We start from the raw sequence: 23,835 nt of genomic DNA, 5'->3' as shown, positions 1-23,835 counted from the left end.
GCGAATGGTAGCCGCGTCACCGCCCACACGGGCTTGCCCGGCCCAGACTGAGCCGTTCGGGCGACCTCCCACGGCCTCTGCGGTGAATCGGCGGGAGCGTGAAGGTGAATTCTCGGCAACGTCAGGCCGATGCCTTGATCGCACCCTTACGGAGCGCGCCCGGACACCATTTACGCTGACAGGCATGGACGTGAACGTGGCCGCCGCCGCTGCCTGCGCCATAGCCGGGCTCGGCGTCGGCCTCACCGCCTCCATCGCCTTCCGCTGGAGCGAGCGGGAGCAGGCGCGGGACCGGAACGGCGGCAGGACCGGCAAGGCGGGCAGGACCGGCAGGGGCAGCGCACCGGCGGAGCTGGAGCAGGAGCCGGCCCTGCCCCCGGGCGTGGACACCGTGCTCTCGGTGCTGCGCTCCTGCGCGATCGTGCTCGGCGAGGGCGACGAGGTGGTCAAGGCCTCCTCCGCCGCCTACGCGATGGGCCTGGTCCGCGGCGGCAAGGTGGCGGTGGACCAGATGTTGGCGCTGGCCCGCTCCACCCGGCGGGACGGCGAGATCCGGCAGATCGAGCTGGAGCTGACCCGTCCGGGCGCCTCGGCGCGCACCGCCGAGCCGCTGGCGGTCTCGGTCCGGGTCGCCCCGCTGGGCTCCCGGCTGGTGCTGGTGCTGGTCGAGGACCGCACCGAGCGCCGCCGGATCGAGGCGATCCGGCGCGACTTCGTGGCGAACGTCTCGCACGAGCTGAAGACCCCGGTCGGCGCGCTCTCGCTGCTCTCCGAGGCCGTCGCGGACGCCTCCGACGACCCGGAGGCGGTGCAGCGCTTCGCCGGCCGGATGCAGGTCGAGGCGACCCGGCTGGCCAGTCTGGTGCAGGAGATCATCGACCTGTCCCGGGTCCAGGACGACCAGCTCAAGGTCGACCCGGAGCCGGTCGCGGTGGACGAGCTGATCGCCGAGGCGATCGACCGCTGCCGGCAGACCGCGGCCGCCAAGCAGATCGTCATCGCGGCGGGCGGCACCGCCGGCCTGTACCTGGTCGGCAACCGCGGCCAACTGGCCGCCGCGCTCGGCAACCTGGTGGAGAACGCGGTGAACTACAGCCCGCCGCGCACCAGGGTCGCCATCGCCACCCGCCGGATCTCCAGCGCCGCCGCGCTGGGCGAGGCGGACGGCGAGCTGATCGAGATCTCGGTGACCGACCAGGGCATCGGCATCTCGGAGAAGGACCGCGAGCGGATCTTCGAACGCTTCTACCGGGTGGACCCCGCCCGCTCCCGCCTCACCGGTGGCACCGGCCTCGGCCTGTCCATCGTCAAGCACGTCGCCGCCTCGCACCGCGGCACCGTGTCGGTGTGGAGCGTCGAGGGCCAGGGTTCCACCTTCACTCTGCGGCTCCCCGCCGGGCAGGCTCCGGCCGGGGACCGCGACACCCACGCAGCAACAACCACATTTCCTGCCCCGGAGGCCCGATCGTGACCCGTGTACTGGTGGTCGAGGACGAGGAGTCGTTCAGCGACGCCCTGTCGTACATGCTCCGCAAGGAGGGCTTCGAGGTGGCGGTCGCCGCCACCGGCCCCGACGCGCTGGAGCAGTTCGAGCGCAACGGAGCCGACCTCGTCCTGCTCGACCTGATGCTGCCGGGCCTGCCCGGCACCGAGGTCTGCCGCCAGCTGCGGGTCCGCTCCAACGTCCCGGTGATCATGGTCACCGCGAAGGACAGCGAGATCGACAAGGTGGTCGGCCTGGAGATAGGAGCCGACGACTACGTCACCAAGCCGTACTCCACCCGCGAGCTGGTCGCCCGGATCCGCGCGGTGCTCCGCCGCCGCGGCGAGGACGGCGGCGCCGACGGCGCGGCCGCCCCGGGCGCGCTGGAGGCCGGCCCGGTCCGGATGGACGTCGACCGGCACGTGGTGACGGTGGACGGCGCCAAGGTCGACCTGCCGCTCAAGGAGTTCGACCTGCTGGAGATGCTGCTGCGCAACGCGGGCCGGGTGCTCACCCGGATGCAGCTGATCGACCGGGTCTGGGGCGCGGACTACGTCGGCGACACCAAGACCCTGGACGTCCACGTCAAGCGCCTGCGGGCGAAGATCGAGCCGGACCCGGGCGCCCCGCGCTACCTGGTCACGGTCCGCGGCCTGGGCTACAAGTTCGAGCCGTAAACCCGGCCCGGCACAGCGCGAAGGGCCCCGCCTCGGCGGGGCCCTTCGCGTGCGGCGGGGTGCGTCAGCGCGCCGAGGCCGAGGCCGAGCCGGACGGGCTGACGGGGGCGGAGGCCGAGCCGCTCGCGGTGGCACCGGCCGGGGCCGACGCGGTCGCGGACGCGCCGGCCGACGCGCCGGCCGAAGCCGCGGCGGACCCGGAGGCCGCGGCGGACGGGCTGGCGGCGGCCTTCGGGCCGAAGCCCGCGTAGTGGCCGACGGCCGGCTGCACGTTGGCGTCGGCCGAGACCTCGCCGGCCTGCTGGAAGCCGAAGGTGGTCGTGGCGTAGCCGCCGACCGAGAGGTCGGAGGAGGCGATCTGGGCGGTCGGGTTGCCGGTGCCGCCGAGCAGCACCGACTGGCCGGCCTTGATCTGGATGCTGGTGACGGCGGCGCCGTCCGCACCGGTCAGCTTGGCGGCGGTGTCGCCGATCTTCACCGAGGTGAGCACCTCGTCGCTGGTGCCGGTGTTGGCGATGTTGACCGTGACGGCCGCCGCGCCCTTGTACTCGCCCGCGGTGCCGGCCGGGGTGACCACCACGATGTTGTTGAGCTTGACCTTGCCCGCGATCGAGGTGGCCGCGTTGTCCGGCTTGATCTCCAGCGTGCTCGCGTCGTTGCCCGCGGCGCAGGCGGCCAGCGGAACGATCGCGGCGAGGACGATGGCGGCGGCAGCGCCGCGTCGAAGGCTCCGGCTCACGGCGGCGACTTCTCCTTGGTGGGGGACGATCCAGCGGAAAACGGATCACGGTCGGTGGTCGAGGGTCAGACTACCGACCGCACATATCCGGCTCTCACGGGGTGGCCCCGTGTCGCGGTCCGATCACGATCCGGGGCGTCCGGCGCGTCGTGGGCAAAAACTCAAGATCCAATCATGGTTTCGGGCATGTGACCAGAGGTTTCGCCGTGCGACCAGACCGCCTCCGACCTGCGGGAAGCCCGGATCGAACACCGGTCGCAGCATGCGACGGGGGTGGTTGTCAAGCCCTGGGACCGGCCCTGACCTGCGAAAACGCCCTTCGAGTCAGCCGAAAAGCGTGTTATTCTGGAAAGCCACGGAAGGGGTCCTGTCACATGACGTTCAAGGTTGGCGACACGGTGGTCTACCCCCATCACGGGGCTGCGCTGATCGAGGCCATCGAAACTCGCCAGATCAAAGGTGTGGACAAGACCTACCTGGTGCTGAAGGTGCAGCAGGGAGATCTGACGCTTCGCGTTCCCGCGGAGAACGCCGAGTTCGTCGGCGTCCGCGACGTGGTGGGCCAGGAAGGCCTGGACCGCGTCTTCGAGGTGCTCCGGGCACCGTACACCGAAGAACCCACCAACTGGTCTCGCCGGTACAAGGCGAACCTCGAGAAGCTCGCCTCCGGCGACGTGATCAAGGTGGCCGAGGTCGTCCGCGACCTGTGGCGCCGTGAGCGCGAGCGCGGCCTGTCCGCCGGCGAGAAGCGGATGCTGGCCAAGGCGCGTCAGATCCTGGTGAGCGAGCTGGCACTCGCCGAGAACACCAACGAGGACAAGGCCGAGACACTGCTCGACGAGGTCCTCGCCTCCTGAGCCGTCCCGCCCTGCTCGGTGCGCGGCGTGCTCGGTGTCGTCCTGCCGAGTGCCGTCCCACCGGGCCGTCCAGGCCCTGAAGCCCGGTCGATGAGCCCGGTCGATCCAGGTTTGACGCAGCGCCCGGTGGTGCCCGAACGGCACCTCGGGCGCTTCGCCATGCCCGGAAAGGGGTCGGTGGCATGGCGGAACGGCGGGCGCGGTTCCACTAACGTGCAGTCAGGAAGGGGGCCTGCCCGCTCGCGTCATCCGCGCTCGGGACGGGCCATACCCATCACTACCGAGGAGCCAAACCTGAACGCCTCAGTACAGCTCGCGGCGGCGGTCGTCCCGGCCGCCGGGCGCGGCGAGCGACTCGGCCCCGGCGCCCCCAAGGCGCTGCGCGAACTCGGCGGCGTGCCGCTGCTGGTGCACGCCGTCCGGGCGCTGGCCCGCAGCCGGGCGGTCGGCCTGGTGGTGGTCTGCGCCCCGCCGGACGGGGTGGCCGAGGTGGTCTCGCTGCTGGACAGCCACGGCCTGGACGGCAAGGACGTCCGGGTGGTGCCCGGCGGCGCCAGCCGGCAGGAGTCGGTGCGGCTCGGCCTGGCGGCCGTCCCGGAGGGCACCCGGGTGGTGCTGGTGCACGACGCGGCCCGCCCGCTGGTGCCGGTCGAGGTGGTGGACGCGGTGGCCGCCGCCGTCCGCGCCGGGGCCGGGGCGGTGGTGCCCGCGGTGCCGCTGGCCGACACCGTCAAGCGGGTCGAGCCGCAGCCGTCCGGCCCGGAGCCGGTGCTCGACACGCCCGACCGCGCCGCGCTGCGCGCGGTGCAGACCCCGCAGGGCTTCGACCTGCCCGGGCTGGTCGAGGCGCACGGCAGGGCGCTGGCCGAGGGCGTCGAGGTGACCGACGACGCCGGGCTGATCGAGCGCTTCGGCGGCCGGGTGGTCGTGGTGCCCGGCCACGAGGAGGCGTTCAAGGTGACCCGTCCGCTGGACCTCGTGCTCGCCGAGGCCGTACTCGCCCGCCGGAGGGCCACCGATGGCTACTGACCGCCCGATCGTCCCCCGGGTCGGCATCGGCACCGACGTGCACGCCTTCGAGGAGGGCCGCCCGCTGCGGGTGGCCGGCCTGGACTGGCCCGGCGAGACCGGCCTGGCCGGGCACTCGGACGCCGACGTGGTCGCGCACGCCGCCTGCGACGCGCTGTTCTCCGCGGCCGGCATCGGCGACCTGGGCGCGCACTTCGGCACCTCCCGCCCCGAGTGGGCGGGCGCGGCCGGGGTGGCGCTGCTGGCCGAGGCGGCCCGGCTGGTCCGGGAGGCCGGCTTCGAGATCGGCAACGTGTCGGTGCAGGTGATCGGCGTCCGCCCGAAGGTCGGCAGGCGGCGCGCCGAAGCGCAGGCCGCGCTGTCGGCGGCGGTCGGCGCCCCGGTCTCGGTCTCCGGCACCACCACCGACGGCCTCGGCCTGACCGGCCGGGCAGAGGGACTCGCCGCGATCGCCACGGCGCTGGTCTACGAACGGCCCGCGTCCTAGCCTGATTTCCGACCGACCGTCAGGAACCAGGCACAGGAGGACGAATGGGCGTCGAACTCGGCGACAAGGTCAAGGAGTTGCTGGACGCGAAGAGCTACGCCGTGGTGTCCACGGTGCAGCCCGACGGCAGTCCGCAGTCGTCGGTGGTCTGGGTGCGGCGGGACGGGGACGACATCCTGTTCTCCACCGTCCAGGGCCGCCGCAAGCACCTCAACCTGCTGCGCGACCCGCGGATCAGCCTGCTGGTCAACCCGGCGGCCGATCCGTACACCTACTTCGAGGCGCGCGGCGAGGTCACCATGACCACCGAGGGCGGCCGGGAGCTGATCGACGAGCTGTCGCGCAAGTACCGAGGTGAGGACTACCGCTTCGACGGGCCGGACGCGGTGCGGGTGGTGGTCCGGCTCAGCCCGCGCAAGATCGTCGGGAACATCGGCTGAACGAGGGCACGACAAAGGGGCGGGAAGGTGGCGGGGCACCCCCCGCCGCCCACTACCCTGGTCGCTGTGAGCCTTCGCCTGTACGACACCATGACCCGCCAGGTACGCGACTTCGTCCCGCTGGTGCCGGGCTGTGTCTCGATCTACCTGTGTGGCGCCACGGTCCAGGCACCGCCGCACATCGGGCACATCCGGTCCGGCCTGAACTTCGACGTGATGCAGCGGTGGTTCCGCTACCGCGGCTACGACGTCACGTTCGTCCGCAACGTCACCGACATCGACGACAAGGTGATCGCCAAGGGGCGCGAGCAGTCCACCGACTGGTGGAAGATCGCGTCCGCCAACGAGCGCGCCTTCAGCGAGGGCTACGCCGCCCTCGGCTGCCTGCCGCCGAGCGTCGAGCCGCGGGCCACCGGGCACGTGCCCGAGATGATCGAGATGATGCGCGGGCTGATCGAGCGCGGCCACGCGTACGCCGCCGACGGCAACGTGTACTTCGCGGTCACCACCTTCCCGGACTACCTGGAGCTCTCCAACCAGGAGTTGGAGAACCTGCGGCAGCCGGCCGGCGACAACGAGACCGGCAAGCGCGACCCGCGCGACTTCGCGATGTGGAAGGCCGTCAAGCCCGGCGAGCCGAGCTGGGAGACGCCCTGGGGCCGCGGCCGGCCGGGCTGGCACCTGGAGTGCTCCGCGATGGCGCACAAGTACCTGGGCCGGGCGTTCGACATCCACGGCGGCGGGCTCGACCTGATCTTCCCGCACCACGAGAACGAGATCGCCCAGTCCAGGGCGTACGGCGACGACTTCGCCAACTTCTGGGTGCACAACGCCTGGGTGACGCTGGCCGGCGAGAAGATGTCGAAGTCGCTGGGCAACTCGGTGCTGGTCTCCGAGATGGTCCGGCGCTGGCGGCCGATCGTGCTGCGCTACTACCTGGCCGGCCCGCACTACCGCTCGATGATCGAGTACAGCGAGGAGTCGCTGCGCGAGGCCGAGACCGGGTTCGCCCGGATCGAGGGCTTCATCGAGCGGGCCGTGGAGCGCTGCGGCCCGGTCGACCCGGCGCCCGAGGTGCCGCCGGCCTTCGCCGAGGCGATGGACGACGACCTGGGCGTCCCGCAGGCGCTCGCCGTGGTGCACACCGCCGTCCGGCAGGGCAACAGCGCGCTCGGCGCGGACGACAAGGAGTCGACCGCGGCCCGGCTGGCCGAGGTCCGGGCGATGCTCGGCGTGCTCGGCCTGGACCCGCTGGACGAGCAGTGGGCCGACGGCGCCGGCCAGGGCGAGGAGCTCACCGGCGTGGTCGACGCGCTGGTCCGGCTGGTCCTGGAGCAGCGCCAGGCGGCCCGCGCCCGCAAGGACTTCGCGACCGCGGACGCGATCCGCGACCAGCTCGGCGCGGCCGGGCTGGCGGTCGAGGACACCCCGTCCGGCCCGCGCTGGACGATCGGTCAGTAACAACCAGTAGCCCTCCGGGGCGCGCAGGGGCCGTACCTTTGTAGGGGTGCGGCCCCGACGCACGAAGCAGACGCAGAGACAGGAAGTACAGCCATGGCCGGCAACAGCCAGCGCAGGAACCGACGCAACGCCGGATCGAAGAAGGGCGCGAGTGTCGGTACCGGCGGCCACAGCCGGAAGGCGCTCCAGGGCAAGGGCCCGACCCCGCCCGGCGAGGCCCGCAAGGGACACCCCAAGCAGCGCGCCGCCAACGCGGCGCTCAAGCGCGAGCGCGACGCGAAGTCCCGCGCGGGCATGCGCCGCTCCGGCGCCGGCTCGCGCAGCGGGCGCGGCGGCGCCGGCGCGGCCGAGCTGGTGGTGGGCCGCAACTCGGTGGTCGAGGCGCTGCAGGGCGGCGTCCCGGCGACCGCGCTGTACGTGCAGCAGTTCCTGGACACCGACGACCGGGTCCGGGACGCCTTCCAGGCCGCCAACGAGCGCGGCGTCCCGCTGATGGAGGCGCCGCGCGCCCAGCTGGACCAGATGACCGGCGGCCTGAACCACCAGGGCCTGGTGCTGCAGGTCCCGCCGTACGAGTACGCGCACCCCGACGACCTGCTGGAGGGCGCGGCCGACGCCGGCCAGGACGCGCTGATCGTCGCGCTGGACGGCGTCACCGACTCCCGCAACCTCGGCGCCGTGGTCCGTTCCGCCGCCGCGTTCGGCGCGCACGGCGTGGTGATCCCGGAGCGCCGGGCGGCCGGCATGACCGCGGGCGCCTGGAAGACCTCCTCCGGCGCGGCGGCGCGGCTGCCCGTGGCGCGCGCCACCAACCTGACCCGCGCGCTGGAGTCGTACCAGAAGGCCGGCGTGATGGTGGTCGGCCTGGCCGCCGACGGGGAGGCCGAGATCGGCGACCTGGACGCGCTGAACGGGCCGGTGGTGATCGTGGCCGGCTCCGAGGGCAAGGGCCTGTCCCGCCTGGTGTCGGAGACCTGCGACCTGCTGGTGCGGATCCCGATGCCGGGCCAGACCGAGTCGCTGAACGCCGGCGTCGCGGCGGGCATCGTGCTGTACGAGGCCGCCCGGCTGCGCGCCAAGCGCTGACGCCGTCCGTCCCGTCGTTTTCGTGGGGGAACCGGTCGGGTCCGGTCGGGCCCGATCGGTTTTCCCATGATCACTTCAAATCCTCTCCGGGAATCCACCCGGGAGAGTGTCCTCCGGGCCCGTCACCCGGTTAGAGGGGTGTGGACACCAGAACACCTCTGCGCCTCGGGCAGCGCCCCGCGGGGATAGACGACGGACCGGTCCTCAACACGGTCCGGGTGCCGTCCGACCCGTCGAGGCTCAGCAGCACCCAGGCCAGTTTCCGGGTCAGGCTCTCCGCCCCGGTGGCCCCGATGATCGACGCCCCGGCCGGTGCCGCCTTCGGTGACCCGTACGGCCTGCGCGGCGGCGTCACCCCGCAGATCGTGGTGCCCGTCTCGTCGGTGCCCGCGCTGGCCGGGATCACCGCCGCCTCGGTCACCGGCGCGGCGCCGCGCCGCAAGGCCCGGGTGGTCACCGCCTGGAGCGGCCAGGCCGGGCCGGGCGACACCGCCGCGACCCAGCTGCTGGAAGCCGTCCGGCTGAGCACCGTGCCCGCGCCCGCCAAGGGCTTCGCCGACGACGACACCCAGCAGGTGCAGGGCGTCCCCCGGCAGTACGGGCCGACCGGCCCGGCGGCGGGCGAGACCCCGCACGTCGGCGTGCCCGAGGTGCTGGACGAGTCGGTCCGGATCGGGGCCGGCCGCAGCTGGCAGCCCGAGGGCGAACTGCCCGAGGTGCCGTCGCTCGGCGAGGGCTCCAGGCACGCCTGGTACCCGGGCCGCCGGGTCGACCTCGGCCTGGTGCTGCTGCCGCTGCGGGTGCTGCTCGGCTCGCTGTCGGTGTACGCCGGGTTCAGCAAGCTGTGCGACCCGGTGTACTTCGACGGCGGCGAGCGCGGCTCGATGATGCGCTGGCTGTCCTCGCTGCACCCGTGGAAGGTCGCCCAGCCGCTGCTGGACTTCGCGATGGCCCACCCGGTCGGCGCCGGGCTCGCGGTCTCCTTCCTGGAGATCGTGGTCGGCGTGCTGTCCATCCTGGGCCTGTGGCAGCGGCTGGCGGCCGGCACCGCGATGGCGCTCTCCGCGGCGCTGCTGTTCACCGTGAGCTGGAAGGCGGTGCCGGTCTACGACACCCCCGACCTGATCTTCCTCGCGGCCTGGAGCCCGCTGCTGATCGCCGGAGCCCCGTTCGCCTCGCTGGACGGGCGGATCGCCCTGGAGGCGTTCCGCCGGCACGGGCCCGCCGAACCCGGTGCCGTCCGGCGGCGGATGCTGCGCCGGCGCGGCGTCGTCACCGCGGTGGTGGTCGGCCTGACCCTGCTGTCCGGCTCGCTGCTCGGCGCGGCCGTCCGCACCGGCGACCCCAAGGCGCCGGCCAAGCGGCCCACCGACTACGGCTCCCCGGTCTGGCCCAGCAACAGCCCGTCGCCGTCCCCGTCGGCCCCCTCGCCCACGCCGTCGCCCAGCGCCACCACCGGCCAGGGCAAGGCCCCCGCCTCGTCCACCCCCTCGCCCTCGCCCAGCCGCAGCGGCGGCGCCAAGCCCAAGCCGAGCAGCACCCCGGCCGGCGGCGGCGGCACCGCGCCGAGCCCGCGCGCCGGCGCCCCCACCGCGGGCTCCGGCGGCGGCTCGGGCACCGGCAACGGCGGCTCGGCCGGCGGCACCGGCAACGGCGGCGCCCCGGCGGGCACCCCGCGCACCGCGCAGCCCTCGCACGGGGTGATCGGCGGGCTGCTGGGCAGCGGGCCGCCGCTGCTGGAGCTCGGCATGAGCCCGCAGCGGCCCGTGGGCGCGGCCTGACCGGCCGGGCCGTCCGGACGCCCCGCAGGGCCCGGTACCGGGGTTTCCCCCGTGGTACCGGGCCCTGCGGGCGTTCTCGGGGCGTTCTCGTGGCGTTCCGGGGGCGTCTTCGGGCGCGCGGCTGCCTCACGTGCGGGACGCGGCGAGCTCCTTGGCGGCCTCGGTGAGGTCCTTGGCGGTGTCGATGGCCCGCCAGTAGCAGCCCTGCGGGAGCTGGTAGCCGGCCAGCCGGCGGTCGCGGGCGAGCTGCGGGAAGGTGGTCCGCTCGTGGTCGCCGACCTCGGGCAGCAGCTCGCGGAAGCCCGGCGCGAAGACGTACAGGCCCGCGTTGATCAGGAACGGGGACGGCGGGGCCTCGATGAAGTCCAGCACGTTGCCGAACCGGTCGGTCTCCACCGCGCCCCACGGGATCCGCGGCCGGGCCAGCGCCAGGGTCGCCACGGCGGCCCGCTCGTGGTGGAAGGCGGCCATCTCGCGCAGGCTGAACCTGGTCCAGATGTCGCCGTTGGTGGCGTACCAGGGCTCGGCGGGGCGCGGCAGGGCGGCCGCCGCGTACCTCAACCCGCCGCCGCGGCCCAGCGGTTCGGCCTCCACCACGGTCTGGGTGCGGAGCGGCAGGTCGGCCTGCTCCAGCCACTCCTGCAGCACCTCGGCGAGGTGGCCGCAGGAGATCACCACGTCGGTGACGCCCTCGGCGGCCAGCCACTCCAGCTGGTGCCCGATGATCGGCGTCCCGGTGCCGGGGATCTCCACCAGCGGCTTGGGCCGGTCATCGGTGTACGGCCGCAGCCGGGAGCCCTGCCCGCCGGCCAGGATCACCGCCTGGGTGACGACGGGGGCGGTGGCACCCGGGACGGTGCCGGTGTCTGCTGTCATGCGCGCCACCCTAGCGGGCCCGCCCCGGCGTGGACGGGCCTGTCCAGGGCGGGCGCGGGGCGGCCGGGGGGCGGCCGGGGCGCGGGTGCGGGGCGCGTGTGAGGCGGCACCGGGCGGGTGCGGGGCCTGGCCCGGCGGTGGCTCGACGGGGCCGTCAGCCGACCGGCCGCTCCGCCGGCCGTCCGGGCGGCCGTCCGGACGGCGTCAGTTGACCACGCCGGCGGCGAACGAGCCGTCGCAGACCGGGCGGGCGAAGGAGCGGGCGCGCTGCGCGTCGCCCTGGTACTTCTTCACCGCGGCGCGGCCGAGCTCGCCGGCCAGCGCGGTGCAGTACGGGGTCAGCGAGGGCTTCTCCCGCATGGTGCGCTCCAGCAGGTCGAGCGCGGTGCCCGGATTGTGGTTCTTCAACTCCTCCATCAGGTCCACCCGGAGGGCGTCCTGCGGGGCCAGGCCCTCGGTGTTCGGCACGGTGGAGGTGCGGCCGATGGTGCCGTCCCCGCTGGAGGCCGCGACCACCTGCTGGTCCAGCCCGGTCGGCGGGGCCCACGGGACGCGGGTGACGGCGAGCGTGCCGGTGGTCACCAGGATCACCGGCAGGGTGAGGGCAACGGTCTGGGCGATGCGGCGCACGAGCTGTTTCACGCACAGGAGAGTAGCGCTGCGTGGCCGGGCGGGCGCGTCACGTTACCCCATCGGGTGAGTGCTGTCCCGTTTTGTTCCACCATCGGGTTGACGATCCGTGTCCGGAGCAGCCCCCGTCAACGCCGGAACCCCCTGCCGACCGCCGTGGGCAAGGGGTTCCGGGTGGAGAACGGGGGGACGGGCGCCGCCGTCAGGTGCGGCGCTCGTCCGGTGCCGTCGTCAGCGGCTCGGGCGTCAGCGGCTCAGGCGCACGCCGCCGTTGGCCTCGGTGGTGAAGACGTGCGGCTCGTTGCCGACCGGCACGACGTGGATGGTCTCGCCGCGCTGCGGGATCTCGCGGCTGTGCACGCGGACCACGATGTCCTTGTCCTCGCCGGACACCTGGGTGGTGCCGTAGACGAAGCCGTCCGCGCCGAGCTCCTCGACCACGTTGACGGTGACCGCGACGCCCTCCAGGCCGCCGGCCGGGACGACCTGGAAGTGCTCGGGACGGATGCCGACCACGACGCTCTTCGCGTCGCCGGCCTTGGCCAGGTCCTCGCGGGCGATGCTGATGACCGAGCCGCCGAACTTGACGCCGCCGTCGACCAGCGGCACCTCGATCAGGTTCATCGCCGGGGAGCCGATGAAGCCGGCCACGAACAGGTTGCCCGGGCGGTCGTACATCGCGCGCGGCGCGTCGACCTGCTGGAGCAGACCGTCCTTGAGGACCGCGACGCGGTCACCCATGGTCATGGCCTCGGTCTGGTCGTGGGTGACGTAGACCGTGGTGATGCCCAGGCGGCGCTGCAGGCCGGCGATCTGGGTACGGGTGGAGACGCGGAGCTTGGCGTCCAGGTTCGACAGCGGCTCGTCCATCAGGAAGACCTGCGGCTGGCGGACGATCGCGCGGCCCATCGCGACACGCTGGCGCTGACCACCGGAGAGCGCCTTCGGCTTGCGGTCCAGGTACTGGGTCAGGTCGAGGATCTTCGCGGCCTCTTCGACCTTGGTGCGGATCTCGGTCTTGTTCACGCCGGCGATCTTCAGGGCGAAGCCCATGTTCTCGGCGACGGTCATGTGCGGGTACAGCGCGTAGTTCTGGAACACCATCGCGATGTCCCGGTCCTTCGGCGGCAGGTGGGTCACGTCGCGGTCGCCGATGCGGATGGCGCCCTCGTTCACGTCCTCCAGGCCGGCCAGCATGCGCAGCGAGGTCGACTTGCCACAGCCGGAGGGGCCGACCAGGACGAGGAACTCGCCGTCCGCGATCTCCAGGTCGAGCTGGTCGACGGAGGGCTTGTCGGCACCCGGGTACACACGGGTGGCCTTGTCGTACGTCACAGAAGCCATGGTGCTTCGCTCCTTCACCGGCAGGAACGTGCCGGACGATCCGAGTAAAGGTGGATGTTCTCGCCGCCGCCCCGACAGGCCCGGAACTGGTCTGGATCACAGCAGTCGGACGCGGCTCCCCGTGACGCTACCTGGCAGTTCGTCCTTTTGTCAGCCCTCCGCCGCCCCCGAGTTGGCATCGATCCGGTCACACCCGCCCCCACCGCCCCACCACCCACCCCCGCCAACCACCCCCGCCAACCACCCGCATCCCCGCGCCCCCGCCCGGTACACTGCCCACTGGTGCCGCCGTGGATCCCGCGGACGGCCACCGCGCCTCCTTAGCTCAGTTGGCCAGAGCACCGCTCTTGTAAAGCGGGGGTCGTCGGTTCGAACCCGACAGGGGGCTCCGCGGGCCTGTCGGCCAGTGGCCCCTCCGTCGTCGTGGCGGAGGGGCCTTCCGCGTTTCCGGGGCCGGGGGCCGGGGGGCGGGGCCGGGGGTTCAGCCGGTGGCGAGCAGGTCGCGGAGTTCGCCGACCACCGGGTGGTCGGCGGTGCTGAGGCGTTCCAGGGCGGAGCGCCAGGCGGCGCGGGCTTCGGCGGGGCGGCCGAGGTCGCGCAGGATCAGGCCGTGGGTGTGCTGGAAGGTGCCGGTGACGAGGGCGTCCTGGAGGGGGGCGGCCTGGTCGAGCAGTTGCCGGACGACGGTCAGGGCGTCGTTCAGCCGGCCCAGGCGGCGCAGTGCCTCGGCCCGGCCGCGCCAGACCTCGGTGTTGATCTGCCAGGAGGCGATCCGCAGGGAGCTGCCGGTGGTCTGCTCGAAGTGGCGCAGCGCCTCGGCGGGGTCGTCCAGCCGGAGGTGGGCGAAGCCGATGTTGCAGAGGGCGGCGACGGTCGCGTACTCGAAGCCGCAGCGGTTGGCGGCGTCGATGGCGCGGTGGTGGTAGGCGATGGCCAGGTGCGGGTCCTCGGCTTCCACCAGGTTGCCGAGGGCGACGAGGGCGCTGGCCTGATCGCGGTCGTCACCGGCCCGGACGGCGAGGTCCAGCACCTCTTGCAGGCTGGCCATCGCCTCCTCGACGCGGCGCATGTCGGACAGCACGAGGCCGCGGTGGCCGAGGGCCCGGCGGCGGAAGTCCGGGTCCTCGGCCACCGCCAGGCAGGCGTCGAGGAGTTCGAGCGCGGGGACGTTCCGGCCGGCGGAGTAGTGGGCGTGGGCCATGGAGTTGAGCGCGTACGCCTGGGCGGCCAGGTCGCCGTCCCGGACCGCCAGGCGCTGGACGATTCCGTTCATCCGGAGCGCGTCCGCGTGCGGGCGGACCCGCAGGTAGGGGAAGAGCGCCCGGGCCAGCGGGGAGACCTCGGCGGAGGTCGCCCAGTTCGTGGCGGTGAGCTGTTCGACCAGGAGCAGCAGGTTGCCGAACTCGGCGTCGCCGGCGGCCAGCGCGCCCTCGTGGTCCAGCTGGTCGGCGGGGGCGACCGGCGGCAGCTCCCGGGTCAGGGCGGAGCCGGGGTCGAGGGCGAAGGCCATCCGGACGGTCAGCGAGCGGTACCAGTCGAGCGCGGCCCGGACGTGGCCGGTGCGGTCGGCGGGGTCGGGGACGAGTTCGCGGGCGTAGTCGCGGACCAGGTCGTGCGGGGCGTACCGGTCGGGGCGGGGCTCGTCGAGCAGGGCGACCTCGACCAGGCGGTCGAGGGCGGTGGCGGCCTGGGCGGGGGTGATCCGCAGGACAGCGGCGAGCAGCGGGGCGGAGTAGTCGGGGAGGTCGAGGGTGCCGATCGCGGCGAGGGCGGCGGCGGCCCGGACGTCCGGCCGGCGGGCGGAGCCGCGCAGCGAGTCGTACGTCAGGGCGAGCGAGCGGCGGATGCTCAGGTCGTCGAGTTCGAGCTCGTCCAGCCGGTCCTCGTGCTCCTCCAGCCGGCCGACCAGGTGCCGGACGGGGAGGGTGCGGCGGGCGGCCAGCCGGGCGCCGGCGATCCGCAGGGCGAGCGGGTGCCGGCCGCAGAGCCGGACCAGGCGGGCCAGGTCGGTCCGCTCGATGGCGACCACCGACCGGTCCGCACTGGTGCGGCCGGCGGCGCGTTCGACCAGGGCGATGCCGTCGTGCTCGGAGAGGACGTCCAGCCGCAGGTGCAGCGCGTGGTCCAGGGCGTGCATGGGGGAGCGGCTGGTGACCAGGACGGCGCAGCCGGGGGCGGTCGGCAGCAGCGGGCGGACCTGGGCGAGGTCGGCTGCGTCGTCCAGGACGAGCAGGGTGCGGGTGCCTGCCAGGGCGGTGCGCAGCAGGGCGGCGGCGCCGTCGGTGTCCTCGGGGACGCCGCCCCGCGCGGCGTCGAGGGCGGGCAGCAGCGCGGTGAGCGCGGCGTGGGCGGTGAGCGGGGTCAGGCCGGGGGTGGCGCCGCGCAGGTTCAGGAACAGCTGCCCGTCCGGGAACTCGCCCCGCAGGTCGGTGGCGCAGCGCACCGCGAGGGCGGACTTGCCGACGCCGGCCAGGCCGCTGACCACGACGATCGCGGGCTGCTCCGAGGTGTCGGTCAACGCGTCCCGGAGGGTTGCCAGTTGCTCTTGGCGTCCAACGAAGTACGGTGACACGAGCGGGAGTTGGGACGGCCTTGGGCGGTCGGCCGAGAGCGTGGCGGCCGGAGCGGGCGGCGCTTCGGTTGCCGCCTTGGCCGCCTCGGCCGCCTCGGCCGACTGTTCAGCCTGTTCGGCTGGGTTGCTCGGTTCGGTCGGCGGCTCGGCGAGGATCCGCTGGTGCGCGGCCCGGACGGTGGGGCCGGGTTCGATGCCCAACTCCTCGATCAGGGCGGTGCGCAGGCGCTGGTGCACCTCCAGGGCCCGGGCCCTGGAGCCGGTCAGGTGCAGGGCCAGCATCAGCTGGGCGTGGAAGACCTCGCGCAGCGGGTGCTCGCGGACCAGGCGGGTGAGTTCGGGCAGCGGCGCGTGCGGGCGGCCCAGGCCCAACTCGGCGTCGAAGCGCCACTCCAAGGCCTGCAGGCGGCTCTCCCGCCACTGCTCGGCCGCCGCGCCGCCCCCGGCCGCCTCCGGGAGGTCGGCCAGCGGCTCGCCGCGCCAGAGGCCGAGTGCGGTGGCGGTCTCGGCCAGTACGGCGGACAGGTCGCCGGCCTCGTGCGCGGAGCGGGCCCGGCGGATCGCGGCCTCGAACTGTCGAGTGTCCAACTCGTCGTCTGTCAGCGAGAGTTGGTAGCCGGACGGGGTGGACCGCAGTCGCTGTCCGTCCTCGTCGCCGAGTGTCCGGCGCAGCCGGGAGACCAGGTTGCGCAGCGAGGCTTCGGCGGTGGCGGGGGGCCGGTCGCCCCAGAGCGCGTCGAGCAGGCGGTCGAGCGAGACGGGCCGGTCGGCGTTCAGCAGCAGGACGGCCAGCAGGGTACGGGCTTTGGGGCCCTGGACCGGCCGGTCGGCCACTCCGTCATGGGCCGTCAGAGTGCCGAGCAAACCGAAGCGCACCGTGCTGCTCCCCGTTCGCGTGCCCCCCGTCCGACGCTTCGTCGGCGCACGTTAGGCCGATGTTATCGGCCGGTTGCCGGGGCGCTCCAGGCTTGTCCCGTCCCACCGCGAACCATCCACCAGGGCCGCACCGGTCCGGCACCGTACGGAGATCAGCATGGCGAACACCCGGTCCGCCCCGGCCCGTTCCGGTCGACGGGATATCGCCTGGTCCTGACCCCGCCCCGGGCCCCGCCGCCACCGGCCTGGCCCCATCGACCCGCGGCCCGCCCGAACCCCGGCACCGGCCGCGCCCCGCCGCCCCGCGCTCCCGGCCGCCGCTCGCCGGAGCCGCGCGGACGGCGGATCCGCAGGACGGCGGCCCGAGGGGGAGCCACCGTCCTGAACGGAGAGTGCCGGGGGCGCGCGAGGTCGGCCCGCGAGAACGCCGCCGGCAACGGGAGACCGCGCGCCCCCGGCCACCACCGTCGCTGTCGCTCTCGCTGTCGCTGCTGCTGCCGCCGCTGTTGCCGGCGGACAGGTCGGCGCCGCGCCAACAGCCTTGCCATGCGGGGGCGTTGCCCCGCCACCGCCTCCTCCTGGCGGACGATCCGACAGGACGTCAATCTCCTCGCCGGGTAGGCGCCCCGTCCTTCCCGCGACCTGCCCCGCCCCCGCGCGGCCCTCCCCGCGGCCGATGCCCGGCCCACCCGCCGCTGCCTAGCGTGGACGCCATGGCAGACCGCACCCACCACCCGCCCCGGACGGCGGCCGCCGCGCTCGCCGCCGCCCTCGCGTACGGGCTGACGCAGACCTGGTGGGCACTCGGCCACGCCCCGTCCTTCGGTCGGCTCGGCACCGACCTGCTGGTCGTTCCCCGCTGGGGGACGGTCGGCCTGTCCGCCGCCGCCGCGGCGCTCGGATACGGCCTGCACCGGGCCCGCCGCTACCGCCCCGGACTGCTCGCCGGGGCCGCTGCGGTGGCCGCCGTCCTGCTGCTGAGCTGCCCGTTCCTGCTGCTGGACGTGGTCGGCGGCCTGCTGCCCGGGCTGGGCCTCCCCGGCTCGGCGGCGGGTTTCCTCAGCCGGACCGGCTGCGCCGCGACCGCCGTCCTGCTGGCCGCCGCTGCCCGCGCCCACCGCCGCCTGCGCGGCGACTGCCCCGCTGCGGCCGCACCGGCGACCCGCACGACCCCGCCGCCCGCACCCGCACCCCGCGCTGGGCCCGCCTGGCCGGCTACGGGGCGGTCGCCTCCTGCTGGCTGCGGATCCTCGCCCAGTACGGACTGGGCTTCGGTAGCCCGGGACCGCTCGGGACGGCCGAGCGACTCTCCCTCGCCGTGTTCGAGGCCGGCTTCGTCCTGGCCGGCACCGTCCTGCCGCTCTCCCTCGTCCACCGCTGGGGCCGGAACGTCCCGCACCCCGTCCCGCTGCTCGGCGGCCGCCCGGTGCCCCGCTGGCTGCCGCTCGGCCCGGCCGCCGCGCTCTCGGTCGGACTGCTGGTGTACTTCGGCGTCGGCATCGCCCAACTGCTCGGCGAGACGCTCCACCCGGCGTCCCGCGACGACACGCTGCCGCTGCCCTTCCTGTGGATCGCGATGCCCGCCTACTGGCTGTGGGGCCTCGGCCTGGGCGCCGCCGCCCTCGGCTACGCCCGCGCCACCCGGCCGCCGTGCCGCGCCTGCGGCCGGTGAGCGGGGGGTGGGGGTGGCGGAGTGGGTGGGCGGGGCGCGAGGGTGATGGCGCGTCGATGTCGTGACACCGATGTCGCGACACCAGTGTCGTGACATCGATGCCGCAGCATGAATGTCCCGGCATCGGTGTCGTGACACCGATGCCAGCGCACCGGTGTCACGACACCGATCTCAAGCCGCCACCCGACCCCGGCCCCGCCCTTCCCCTCCCCCGTCCCCCTCCGCCGTCGGCCGAGGCGCGGCCACCCGGTGCACGAACGTCGCGGTCAGGAACGACACCACCGCCGAGACGATCAGCAGCGGCATCGAATCCGCCGACTGGTCGCCCAGCAGCGCTGCCGCCAGCACCGTGCTGGTCACCGGCAGCCGCATGACCGCCGCGCCGCTCGCGGCCAGGCCGGCGGCCAGGCCCGCCTCGACGCCCAGGCCGGGCAGGCCGCCGGCCGCCACGCCGAGGGCGGCGCCCAGCAGGACCGCCGGGAAGATCGGGCCGCCGCGGAGCGATCCCAGGGCCACACCCCAGCCCAGGCCCTTGAACAGGACGAGGGCCAGCAGCGCGCCCACCGACCAGCTCCGCGGGTCCGCCGCGAGCTGTCCCAGCGCGGCCTGGCCGGACAGTGCCGCCTCCTCGGGGGAGCGTCCGGTCACCAGCGCGTACCCGGCGATGCAGGCACCCACCAGCACCGCGGACAGCACCGTCCGCACCGCCGTCCGGTGGGCCGTGAACGCGGCGAAGCGGTGGCCCAGGGTCTGCCCCGCGACCAGGATCACCGCGATCGCCATCGCCAGCGGCACGCCCCACAGGAAGTCCCCGGCGTCCGGCAGTTGCGCCTTCGGGACGGACGGCAGGTTCAGCGAGCCGATCGACAGGCCGGTCCAGTGTCCGAACCCGGTGAACACCAGCGCGCCCACGCCGGAGGAGAGCAGGCACGGCAGCAGCAGCAGGGTCAGCTGCGCCCCGCCCAGGCCCGCTGCCTCGATCATCATCACGGCCGCGACCAGCGGGCTGCCGAAGATCGTGGCGATCGCCGCCGTCGATCCGGCCGCGCCCAGCATCGGTCCGACCATCGGGCTGTTCGCCCGTTTCGCCGCGCTCACCGTCAGCAGCGCCAGCCCGCTGCCCAGTGCCATCAGCGGTGCCTCCGGGCCGAGTACCGCGCCCAGCGGGAGGGAGGCCAGCGCGGCCAGGACGACCGACGGCACCTCCACCGGCAGGGTCGGCGGGCCGCCCAGCCCGAGGACGGGGGTGTGTCCGCCCCGGCCGGGCATCCGGGTCACGATCGGGGCCAGCAGCAGACCGGCCAAGGCCAGCGCGGGCAGCGGCCACCACCAGGGTGCCCGGTCGTAGCCGAGCTGGTCCGGCAGCGACTCCCACACCCAGTGCTGCAGCTCGTGCTCCAGGCTCACGAAGCCGAACGCCGCCAGCGAGACCGGCACCCCGACCAGCGCCGACACCAGCAGCAACCGCCCGTAGCCGGGGCTGCGCAGCAGCTCCCGCAGACCGGGCGGTTGGGACGGACCGGCGGCCTCTGCTGGCATCTGCGCTCCCTGTCACCCGTCGGACACCGTCCCCTGACCGTCCGCCGGGCGCCCCGCCCCCGGCCATCCGGGTGGTCCGAACGGGCGAGCCGCCCCCGCCCCTCGCAGACCCGCCCCCTCCCTCCACTCCCACCACACACGACCCCACGCGACCCCGCGCGACCCGGCTCCGGCGGTCGTACGGTGGACGGAGGACCGATCGAGGACCGACCGAGGAGGACGAGATGCCCGGCTCCATGACCATCGGCCACACCGACACCCTCGTGATGCTCAGCCACGACGACGCCGAACACCTCTCGGCCGTCCTCGCGGGCCTCTCCGCGCTGGCCGCGAGCGGCCGCCTCTCCACCGAGCAGCTCGCCGCGCTCGGTGCGGGCGAGGCCCCGGACCGCGCCGCCCTGGCCACCTGGTCCCGCACCCTGGCCGGCTACCTCCGCGACCACCTGTAGGGCCCGGCGTCCGGAGCCCCGGGCGGTGTGCCCCGGGGGTTCTCCGCCGTTCTCGCCGAACCCCCGGGGTCCCTGCGGCGGAGTCCTTAGAGTGGAGGGATGGACCTCTCCTGGGTGACCGTCCCGACCCCCTTGCCGAGCGGGCCGATGCGGTTCGGGGTGACCGCCCGGGGCGTGGCGTCCGCCAGCTACACGGGCAGCTACCCGGGGGCGGCCGGGCCCGAGTGCACGGATCCGCGGCGGGTGGAGCTGGTGCGGGCCCGGGTGGGTGAGTACTTCGCGGGCGTGCGGCGGGAGTTGGAGCTGCCGATCGACTGGTCGCTGGCCGGTGGTCCGCACCTGGTGGTGCTGCGCTGCCTGTTGGCGACGGTCGGCTGGGGCCGGACCGTCACCTACGGTGAACTCGCCGCCCGCAGCGGGGTGTTCACCGACCCGTCCGAGCCGGGGGTACCGGCCCGGACGGTGGGGCAGATGATGGGCGCGAACCCGCTGCCGCTGCTGGTGCCGTGCCACCGGGTGGTGGCGGCGGACGGGTTGGGCGGTTTCGGCGGGGCGTGGCACGGGGTGGAGACGAAGCGCTGGCTGCTCACGCTGGAGGGCGTACTGCCGCCGACCCTCGACTGGTCGGGTCCGACGGAGGCCGGCTAGCCAGGGCGAGGGCCGACCGGAAACGGCCGGCTCGCCAGGGCGAGGGACGGCCAGTCCAGGGCCGACGGCAGCAATCGCAACTAGCCTGCGGTGGAGAGGAGTTCCGCGCCGGTGCCGACGGCGACGCTCTCGATCCGCTCCAGCGCGGGCGCCGCGGACTGCCGGGGCAGTAGCGCCTGGATGGTGGAGACCAAGGTGTACTCGCCGAGCGTGAGTTCGTCCGTCGCGGGGAGCACGGGCCGTCCGCCGAGGGCGAGTTCGAGCGCGGCGGCGGGCAGGTTGAGTCCGCACACCCGGAGCTGGTGCAGGCCGCCGGACGGGCGGGTGTTGATGTCGAGGACGACCGGGCGGCCGGTGTGCCGCTCGTGCCGGAACTGGACGTTGGACAGGTGGCCGACGCCGAACTCCTCGACCAGGCGGCGGGCCGGCTCCAGGTAGGCGGGGTCGACGGTGAAGCCGCGGCGGCGGCCCTGCTTGGTGCGGCCGACCGCGGCCAGTACCCGTCCGTCGCGTTCGGCGAGGCAGTCGACCGAGACCTCGGGGCCGTCCAGGTAGGGCATCACCAGCAGTTCGGCGGGGGTCGGCGATGCCTCCAACGCGGCCAGCACCTGGTCGAGTTGGACCCGGGAGTCGACGTACCCGGCGAGCCGGCGGAGGCTGAACGGCTCGCGGGTCAGGACGCGGAATCCCTCGCCGCCCGCGCCGGAGGCCGGCTTGAGGCAGGCCGGGACGCCGGTCGCCTCGATCTCCTCGACGGCGGCGAGCAGTTCGGCCGCGGTGTCGGCGTGCCGCCACAGCGGGGTGGGCAGTCCGGCGGCGTCCAGCGCCCGGTAGCCGTCGCTCTTGCTGGCGAACAGCGAGATCGCCGAGGCGGGCGGGCAGACCAGGGCGGTGCCGAGCGCCTCGAAGTCGCGGTGGCGCAGCGAGATCGCGAGTTGGTGCAGGCGGGGCAGGAAGACGTCCACGTCGTGGCGGGCGCAGAAGGCGAGCGCGAATTCGACGTACGCCTCGGCCGAGAGGCCGTCGGGTTCCAGGGCACCCAGGTCGGCGGCGGCGAGCACGGGGGAGTCGGGGTCGACGTGGGTGGCCAGGATGTGAACGGGGCGCGGCGCGGAGCGCAGCAGATCGATGAAGAAGACGTTCTCGGCGTAGGTGCGGTTCAGCCAGACGCGGACGGGCGCGGTCACGAGGGTCTCCCTGGAGAAGGGCGTGCCGATGGGAGGTCACCGACCGGTTCGCCTGCGCTGCGGCGGCGGTCACCACGCGGTGAGGGGGCCACCATAGCGCTGTTCCGCAGGGATTCGAACAGGGGGTGGGTGAGCTGCGCGGACGTCCGAAACGAGGGGGTCCTGAAGGGGTCCCGACAAGCCTCTCGGCGACCCTTCGGAGCGGCCCCGACGGGCCCCTCGCGAGGCCCTTCGCGGGGCACCGCGCGGAGGCGTCCGGAGGTGTCCGGAGACGTCCGGCGGCCCGCCGGGAGGGGGCGTGAATCGGACGATGATCGCTCCAGTCCGCTGGTCGCACTATTGCGCGCACGCACCTGAATCACCCCCACGAGTGATTGCCGCCTCACCTGAACGGCCGTCAGCATGGTTGCCGCAACGTGCCGTCGACACGATCAGGGGCCCCGCCGAAATGACGACCGAAACGACCGCCGGAATCCCCCAAGCGAGGCAGCAGAGCAGCCTCTCGGTGGCGGCCGCCAAGAACCTCGCGTCGACCACCAAGTCGGCCCCGCAGATGCAGGAGATCAGCAATCGCTGGCTGCTCCGCGCGCTGCCCTGGGTCGAGGTCTCGGGCGGCACCTACCGGGTCAACCGGCGCCTCTCGTACGCGGTCGGCCGGGGCCGGGTGAGCTTCGCGCAGACCGGTCGCCAGGTCAGCGTCGTCCCGCCGACGCTGCGCGAGGTCCCGGTGCTGCGCGGGTTCGAGGACGACGCGCTGCTGGCCGAGCTGGCCGGCCGCTTCGTCCAGCGCGACTTCGCCGTCGGCGACGTGCTGATCGAGCAGGGCGCCGAGATCGACGAGGTGTTCCTGGTCGCGCACGGCAAGGTCGACAAGATCGGCACCGGCAAGTACGGCGACCCGACCGTGCTCGGCACCTTCGCGGACGGCGACCACATCGGCGACGAGGCGCTCACCGTCGCCGACCGCCGCTGGCCCTACAGCGTGAAGGCGACCACCTCGGGCACCGTGCTGGTGCTGGCCTGGCCGGCCTTCCAGGAGCTGGTCGACCGCTCCGAGGCGCTGCGCGACCAGATCCTCGCCTTCATCGCCGACTCGCAGCTCCCGCAGACCCACAAGGGCGAGGCGGCGATCGGGATGTCGGCCGGCCACGAGGGCGAGTTCGACCTGCCGACGGCCTTCGTCGACTACGAACTCTCGCCGCGCGAGTACGAGTTGAGCGTCGCGCAGACGGTGCTGCGGGTGCACAGCCGGGTCGCCGACCTCTACAACCAGCCGATGGACCAGACCGAGCACCAGCTCCGGCTGACCGTCGAGGCGCTGCGCGAGCGGCAGGAGCACGAGCTGGTCAACAACCCGGAGTTCGGCCTGCTCAGCAACGCCGAGTACGGGCAGCGGATCCAGACCCACTCCGGCCCGCCCACCCCGGACGACCTGGACGAGCTGCTCTGCCGCCGCCGCAGCACCAAGTTCTACCTGGCCCACCCGAAGGCGATCGCCGCCTTCGGCCGGGAGTGCAACAGCCGCGGGCTGTACCCGGAGGCGATCCAGTTCGAGGGCAAGACGGTGCCGAGCTGGCGCGGCGTCCCGATCCTGACCTGCAACAAGATCCCGGTGGTCAACGGCACCACCTCGATCCTGGCGATGCGCGTCGGCGAGGACAACCAGGGCGTGATCGGCCTGCGCCCCGGCGCGCTCCCGGACCAGGTCGAGCCCGGCCTGAACGTCCGCTTCATGGGCATCGACGAGAAGGCCGTGGTCAAGTACCTGGTCAGCGCCTACTACTCGGCGGCGGTCCTCGTTCCCGACGCGATCGGCGTCCTGGAGAACGTGGACGTCGCCCACTGGCAGCACTGACCACCGGGCGGGCCCACCGTCCTGGGCCCGCCCGTCCGTCCGTTCCGGTGCTCGTCCGTTCCGGTACCGGCCGGTGTCGCCGTTCCACCGCACGTTCCACCGCACGTCCCGCCGCCCGGGCGGGTCGGCCGGCCGTAGGGGAGTCAT

20 protein-coding genes and 1 tRNA gene are annotated in these 23,835 nt (G+C 74.1%); 14 read left to right on the top strand and 7 right to left on the bottom strand.

What is annotated here, in order from left to right; all coding sequences use genetic code 11:
* Nucleotides 1-184 precede the first annotated feature (184 nt).
* Nucleotides 185-1,471, top strand: a complete 1,287-nt coding sequence (locus KSE_RS17050) for a sensor histidine kinase (protein ID WP_014136566.1) — start codon at nucleotides 185-187, stop codon at nucleotides 1,469-1,471.
* Entirely contained in the window at nucleotides 1,468-2,160 is a 693-nt protein-coding gene (locus KSE_RS17045; RefSeq protein ID WP_014136565.1) for a response regulator transcription factor, read from the top strand. Before KSE_RS17050 ends, KSE_RS17045 begins: the two co-directional genes overlap by 4 nt.
* A gap of 64 nt (nucleotides 2,161-2,224) precedes the next feature.
* On the opposite strand, the gene KSE_RS17040 is transcribed toward KSE_RS17045, so the two are convergent.
* Nucleotides 2,225-2,899 (bottom strand): hypothetical protein, encoded by a 675-nt coding sequence (locus tag KSE_RS17040; protein WP_014136564.1) that lies wholly within the window; start codon nucleotides 2,897-2,899, stop codon nucleotides 2,225-2,227.
* 374 nt (nucleotides 2,900-3,273) lie between these two features.
* On the opposite strand from KSE_RS17040, the gene KSE_RS17035 reads away from it, so the two are divergent.
* The 7 genes from KSE_RS17035 to KSE_RS17005 all read left to right on the top strand — a co-directional run bounded on the left by KSE_RS17035 (nucleotide 3,274) and on the right by KSE_RS17005 (nucleotide 10,040).
* Complete coding sequence (locus tag KSE_RS17035; RefSeq protein ID WP_014136563.1) at nucleotides 3,274-3,756, top strand: CarD family transcriptional regulator; 483 nt, start codon at nucleotides 3,274-3,276, stop codon at nucleotides 3,754-3,756.
* 213 nt (nucleotides 3,757-3,969) lie between these two features.
* On the top strand, nucleotides 3,970-4,785 hold the full coding sequence (ispD, locus tag KSE_RS17030; RefSeq protein ID WP_014136562.1) for a 2-C-methyl-D-erythritol 4-phosphate cytidylyltransferase: 816 nt from the start codon (nucleotides 3,970-3,972) through the stop codon (nucleotides 4,783-4,785).
* Nucleotides 4,775-5,272: a 2-C-methyl-D-erythritol 2,4-cyclodiphosphate synthase gene (ispF, locus tag KSE_RS17025; RefSeq protein WP_014136561.1), complete on the top strand. Its 498-nt coding sequence runs from the start codon at nucleotides 4,775-4,777 to the stop codon at nucleotides 5,270-5,272. The genes ispD and ispF overlap by 11 nt, the downstream gene beginning before the upstream one ends.
* A 44-nt stretch (nucleotides 5,273-5,316) precedes the next feature.
* Nucleotides 5,317-5,712: a PPOX class F420-dependent oxidoreductase gene (locus KSE_RS17020; protein ID WP_014136560.1), complete on the top strand. Its 396-nt coding sequence runs from the start codon at nucleotides 5,317-5,319 to the stop codon at nucleotides 5,710-5,712.
* 66 nt (nucleotides 5,713-5,778) lie between these two features.
* Entirely contained in the window at nucleotides 5,779-7,173 is a 1,395-nt protein-coding gene (cysS, locus tag KSE_RS17015) for a cysteine--tRNA ligase (RefSeq protein WP_014136559.1), read from the top strand.
* Between the two features lie 93 nt (nucleotides 7,174-7,266).
* On the top strand, nucleotides 7,267-8,259 hold the full coding sequence (gene rlmB / locus KSE_RS17010; protein ID WP_014136558.1) for a 23S rRNA (guanosine(2251)-2'-O)-methyltransferase RlmB: 993 nt from the start codon (nucleotides 7,267-7,269) through the stop codon (nucleotides 8,257-8,259).
* A gap of 218 nt (nucleotides 8,260-8,477) precedes the next feature.
* On the top strand, nucleotides 8,478-10,040 hold the full coding sequence (locus tag KSE_RS17005) for a DoxX family membrane protein (protein WP_051055260.1): 1,563 nt from the start codon (nucleotides 8,478-8,480) through the stop codon (nucleotides 10,038-10,040).
* A gap of 126 nt (nucleotides 10,041-10,166) precedes the next feature.
* Here KSE_RS17005 and KSE_RS17000 read toward each other — a convergent pair whose 3' ends face one another.
* The 3 genes from KSE_RS17000 to KSE_RS16990 all read right to left on the bottom strand — a co-directional run bounded on the left by KSE_RS17000 (nucleotide 10,167) and on the right by KSE_RS16990 (nucleotide 12,890).
* The gene (locus tag KSE_RS17000; RefSeq protein ID WP_014136556.1) at nucleotides 10,167-10,916 is read right to left on the bottom strand and encodes a nucleotidyltransferase family protein; all 750 of its coding nucleotides are present in this window, start codon (nucleotides 10,914-10,916) and stop codon (nucleotides 10,167-10,169) included.
* A gap of 204 nt (nucleotides 10,917-11,120) precedes the next feature.
* Entirely contained in the window at nucleotides 11,121-11,558 is a 438-nt protein-coding gene (locus KSE_RS16995; protein WP_033258413.1) for a hypothetical protein, read from the bottom strand.
* A 234-nt stretch (nucleotides 11,559-11,792) separates the two neighbouring features.
* Complete coding sequence (locus KSE_RS16990; RefSeq protein WP_014136554.1) at nucleotides 11,793-12,890, bottom strand: ABC transporter ATP-binding protein; 1,098 nt, start codon at nucleotides 12,888-12,890, stop codon at nucleotides 11,793-11,795.
* A 314-nt stretch (nucleotides 12,891-13,204) separates the two neighbouring features.
* Between KSE_RS16990 and KSE_RS16985 the strand changes: the two genes are divergently transcribed.
* A tRNA-Thr gene (locus KSE_RS16985) sits at nucleotides 13,205-13,278 on the top strand.
* A 93-nt stretch (nucleotides 13,279-13,371) separates the two neighbouring features.
* Here KSE_RS16985 and KSE_RS41220 read toward each other — a convergent pair.
* Nucleotides 13,372-16,296, bottom strand: coding sequence for an AfsR/SARP family transcriptional regulator (locus KSE_RS41220; protein WP_051055258.1), 2,925 nt, complete (start codon nucleotides 16,294-16,296; stop codon nucleotides 13,372-13,374).
* A gap of 1,360 nt (nucleotides 16,297-17,656) precedes the next feature.
* On the opposite strand from KSE_RS41220, the gene KSE_RS42170 reads away from it, so the two are divergent.
* Nucleotides 17,657-18,010 carry a hypothetical protein gene (locus tag KSE_RS42170; protein ID WP_014136552.1) on the top strand — a complete coding sequence of 118 codons (354 nt, stop codon included), beginning with the start codon at nucleotides 17,657-17,659 and terminating at the stop codon, nucleotides 18,008-18,010.
* Between the two features lie 171 nt (nucleotides 18,011-18,181).
* Here KSE_RS42170 and KSE_RS16970 read toward each other — a convergent pair whose 3' ends face one another.
* Nucleotides 18,182-19,549: a chloride channel protein gene (locus KSE_RS16970; RefSeq protein ID WP_014136551.1), complete on the bottom strand. Its 1,368-nt coding sequence runs from the start codon at nucleotides 19,547-19,549 to the stop codon at nucleotides 18,182-18,184.
* A gap of 224 nt (nucleotides 19,550-19,773) precedes the next feature.
* Between KSE_RS16970 and KSE_RS16965 the strand changes: the two genes are divergently transcribed.
* Both KSE_RS16965 and KSE_RS16960 read left to right on the top strand, forming a co-directional pair.
* Nucleotides 19,774-19,998, top strand: coding sequence for a hypothetical protein (locus tag KSE_RS16965; RefSeq protein WP_014136550.1), 225 nt, complete (start codon nucleotides 19,774-19,776; stop codon nucleotides 19,996-19,998).
* A gap of 99 nt (nucleotides 19,999-20,097) precedes the next feature.
* Nucleotides 20,098-20,646 (top strand): methylated-DNA--[protein]-cysteine S-methyltransferase, encoded by a 549-nt coding sequence (locus KSE_RS16960; protein WP_014136549.1) that lies wholly within the window; start codon nucleotides 20,098-20,100, stop codon nucleotides 20,644-20,646.
* A gap of 80 nt (nucleotides 20,647-20,726) precedes the next feature.
* Here the strand turns inward: KSE_RS16960 and KSE_RS16955 are convergent, their stop codons facing one another.
* A complete protein-coding gene (locus tag KSE_RS16955) occupies nucleotides 20,727-21,833 on the bottom strand; it encodes an ATP-grasp domain-containing protein (RefSeq protein ID WP_014136548.1) in 1,107 nt (368 codons plus the stop codon).
* A gap of 448 nt (nucleotides 21,834-22,281) precedes the next feature.
* Here KSE_RS16955 and KSE_RS16950 point away from each other — a divergent pair, with 448 nt between their 5' ends.
* The gene (locus tag KSE_RS16950; protein WP_014136547.1) at nucleotides 22,282-23,688 is read left to right on the top strand and encodes a family 2B encapsulin nanocompartment shell protein; all 1,407 of its coding nucleotides are present in this window, start codon (nucleotides 22,282-22,284) and stop codon (nucleotides 23,686-23,688) included.
* Nucleotides 23,689-23,835 lie beyond the last annotated feature (147 nt).

This window comes from Kitasatospora setae KM-6054 (assembly GCF_000269985.1).
GTDB lineage: Bacteria > Actinomycetota > Actinomycetes > Streptomycetales > Streptomycetaceae > Kitasatospora > Kitasatospora setae.
The sequence above is the reverse complement of the archived record's forward strand: the minus strand, read 5'-3'. Positions and strand labels throughout refer to the sequence as shown.

Bases quoted from the DNA above. Each gene is read 5' to 3' on its own strand.
- KSE_RS17050 (WP_014136566.1), top strand. From the start codon at position 185: ATGGACGTGAACGTGGCCGCCGCCGCTGCCTGCGCCATAGCCGGGCTC.
- KSE_RS17035 (WP_014136563.1), top strand. From the start codon at position 3,274: ATGACGTTCAAGGTTGGCGACACGGTGGTCTACCCCCATCACGGGGCT.
- ispF (WP_014136561.1), top strand. From the start codon at position 4,775: ATGGCTACTGACCGCCCGATCGTCCCCCGGGTCGGCATCGGCACCGAC.
- KSE_RS17020 (WP_014136560.1), top strand. From the start codon at position 5,317: ATGGGCGTCGAACTCGGCGACAAGGTCAAGGAGTTGCTGGACGCGAAG.
- rlmB (WP_014136558.1), top strand. From the start codon at position 7,267: ATGGCCGGCAACAGCCAGCGCAGGAACCGACGCAACGCCGGATCGAAG.
- KSE_RS17000 (WP_014136556.1), bottom strand. From the start codon at position 10,916: ATGACAGCAGACACCGGCACCGTCCCGGGTGCCACCGCCCCCGTCGTC.
- KSE_RS16990 (WP_014136554.1), bottom strand. From the start codon at position 12,890: ATGGCTTCTGTGACGTACGACAAGGCCACCCGTGTGTACCCGGGTGCC.
- KSE_RS16970 (WP_014136551.1), bottom strand. From the start codon at position 19,549: ATGCCAGCAGAGGCCGCCGGTCCGTCCCAACCGCCCGGTCTGCGGGAG.
- KSE_RS16965 (WP_014136550.1), top strand. From the start codon at position 19,774: ATGCCCGGCTCCATGACCATCGGCCACACCGACACCCTCGTGATGCTC.
- KSE_RS16960 (WP_014136549.1), top strand. From the start codon at position 20,098: ATGGACCTCTCCTGGGTGACCGTCCCGACCCCCTTGCCGAGCGGGCCG.
- KSE_RS16950 (WP_014136547.1), top strand. From the start codon at position 22,282: ATGACGACCGAAACGACCGCCGGAATCCCCCAAGCGAGGCAGCAGAGC.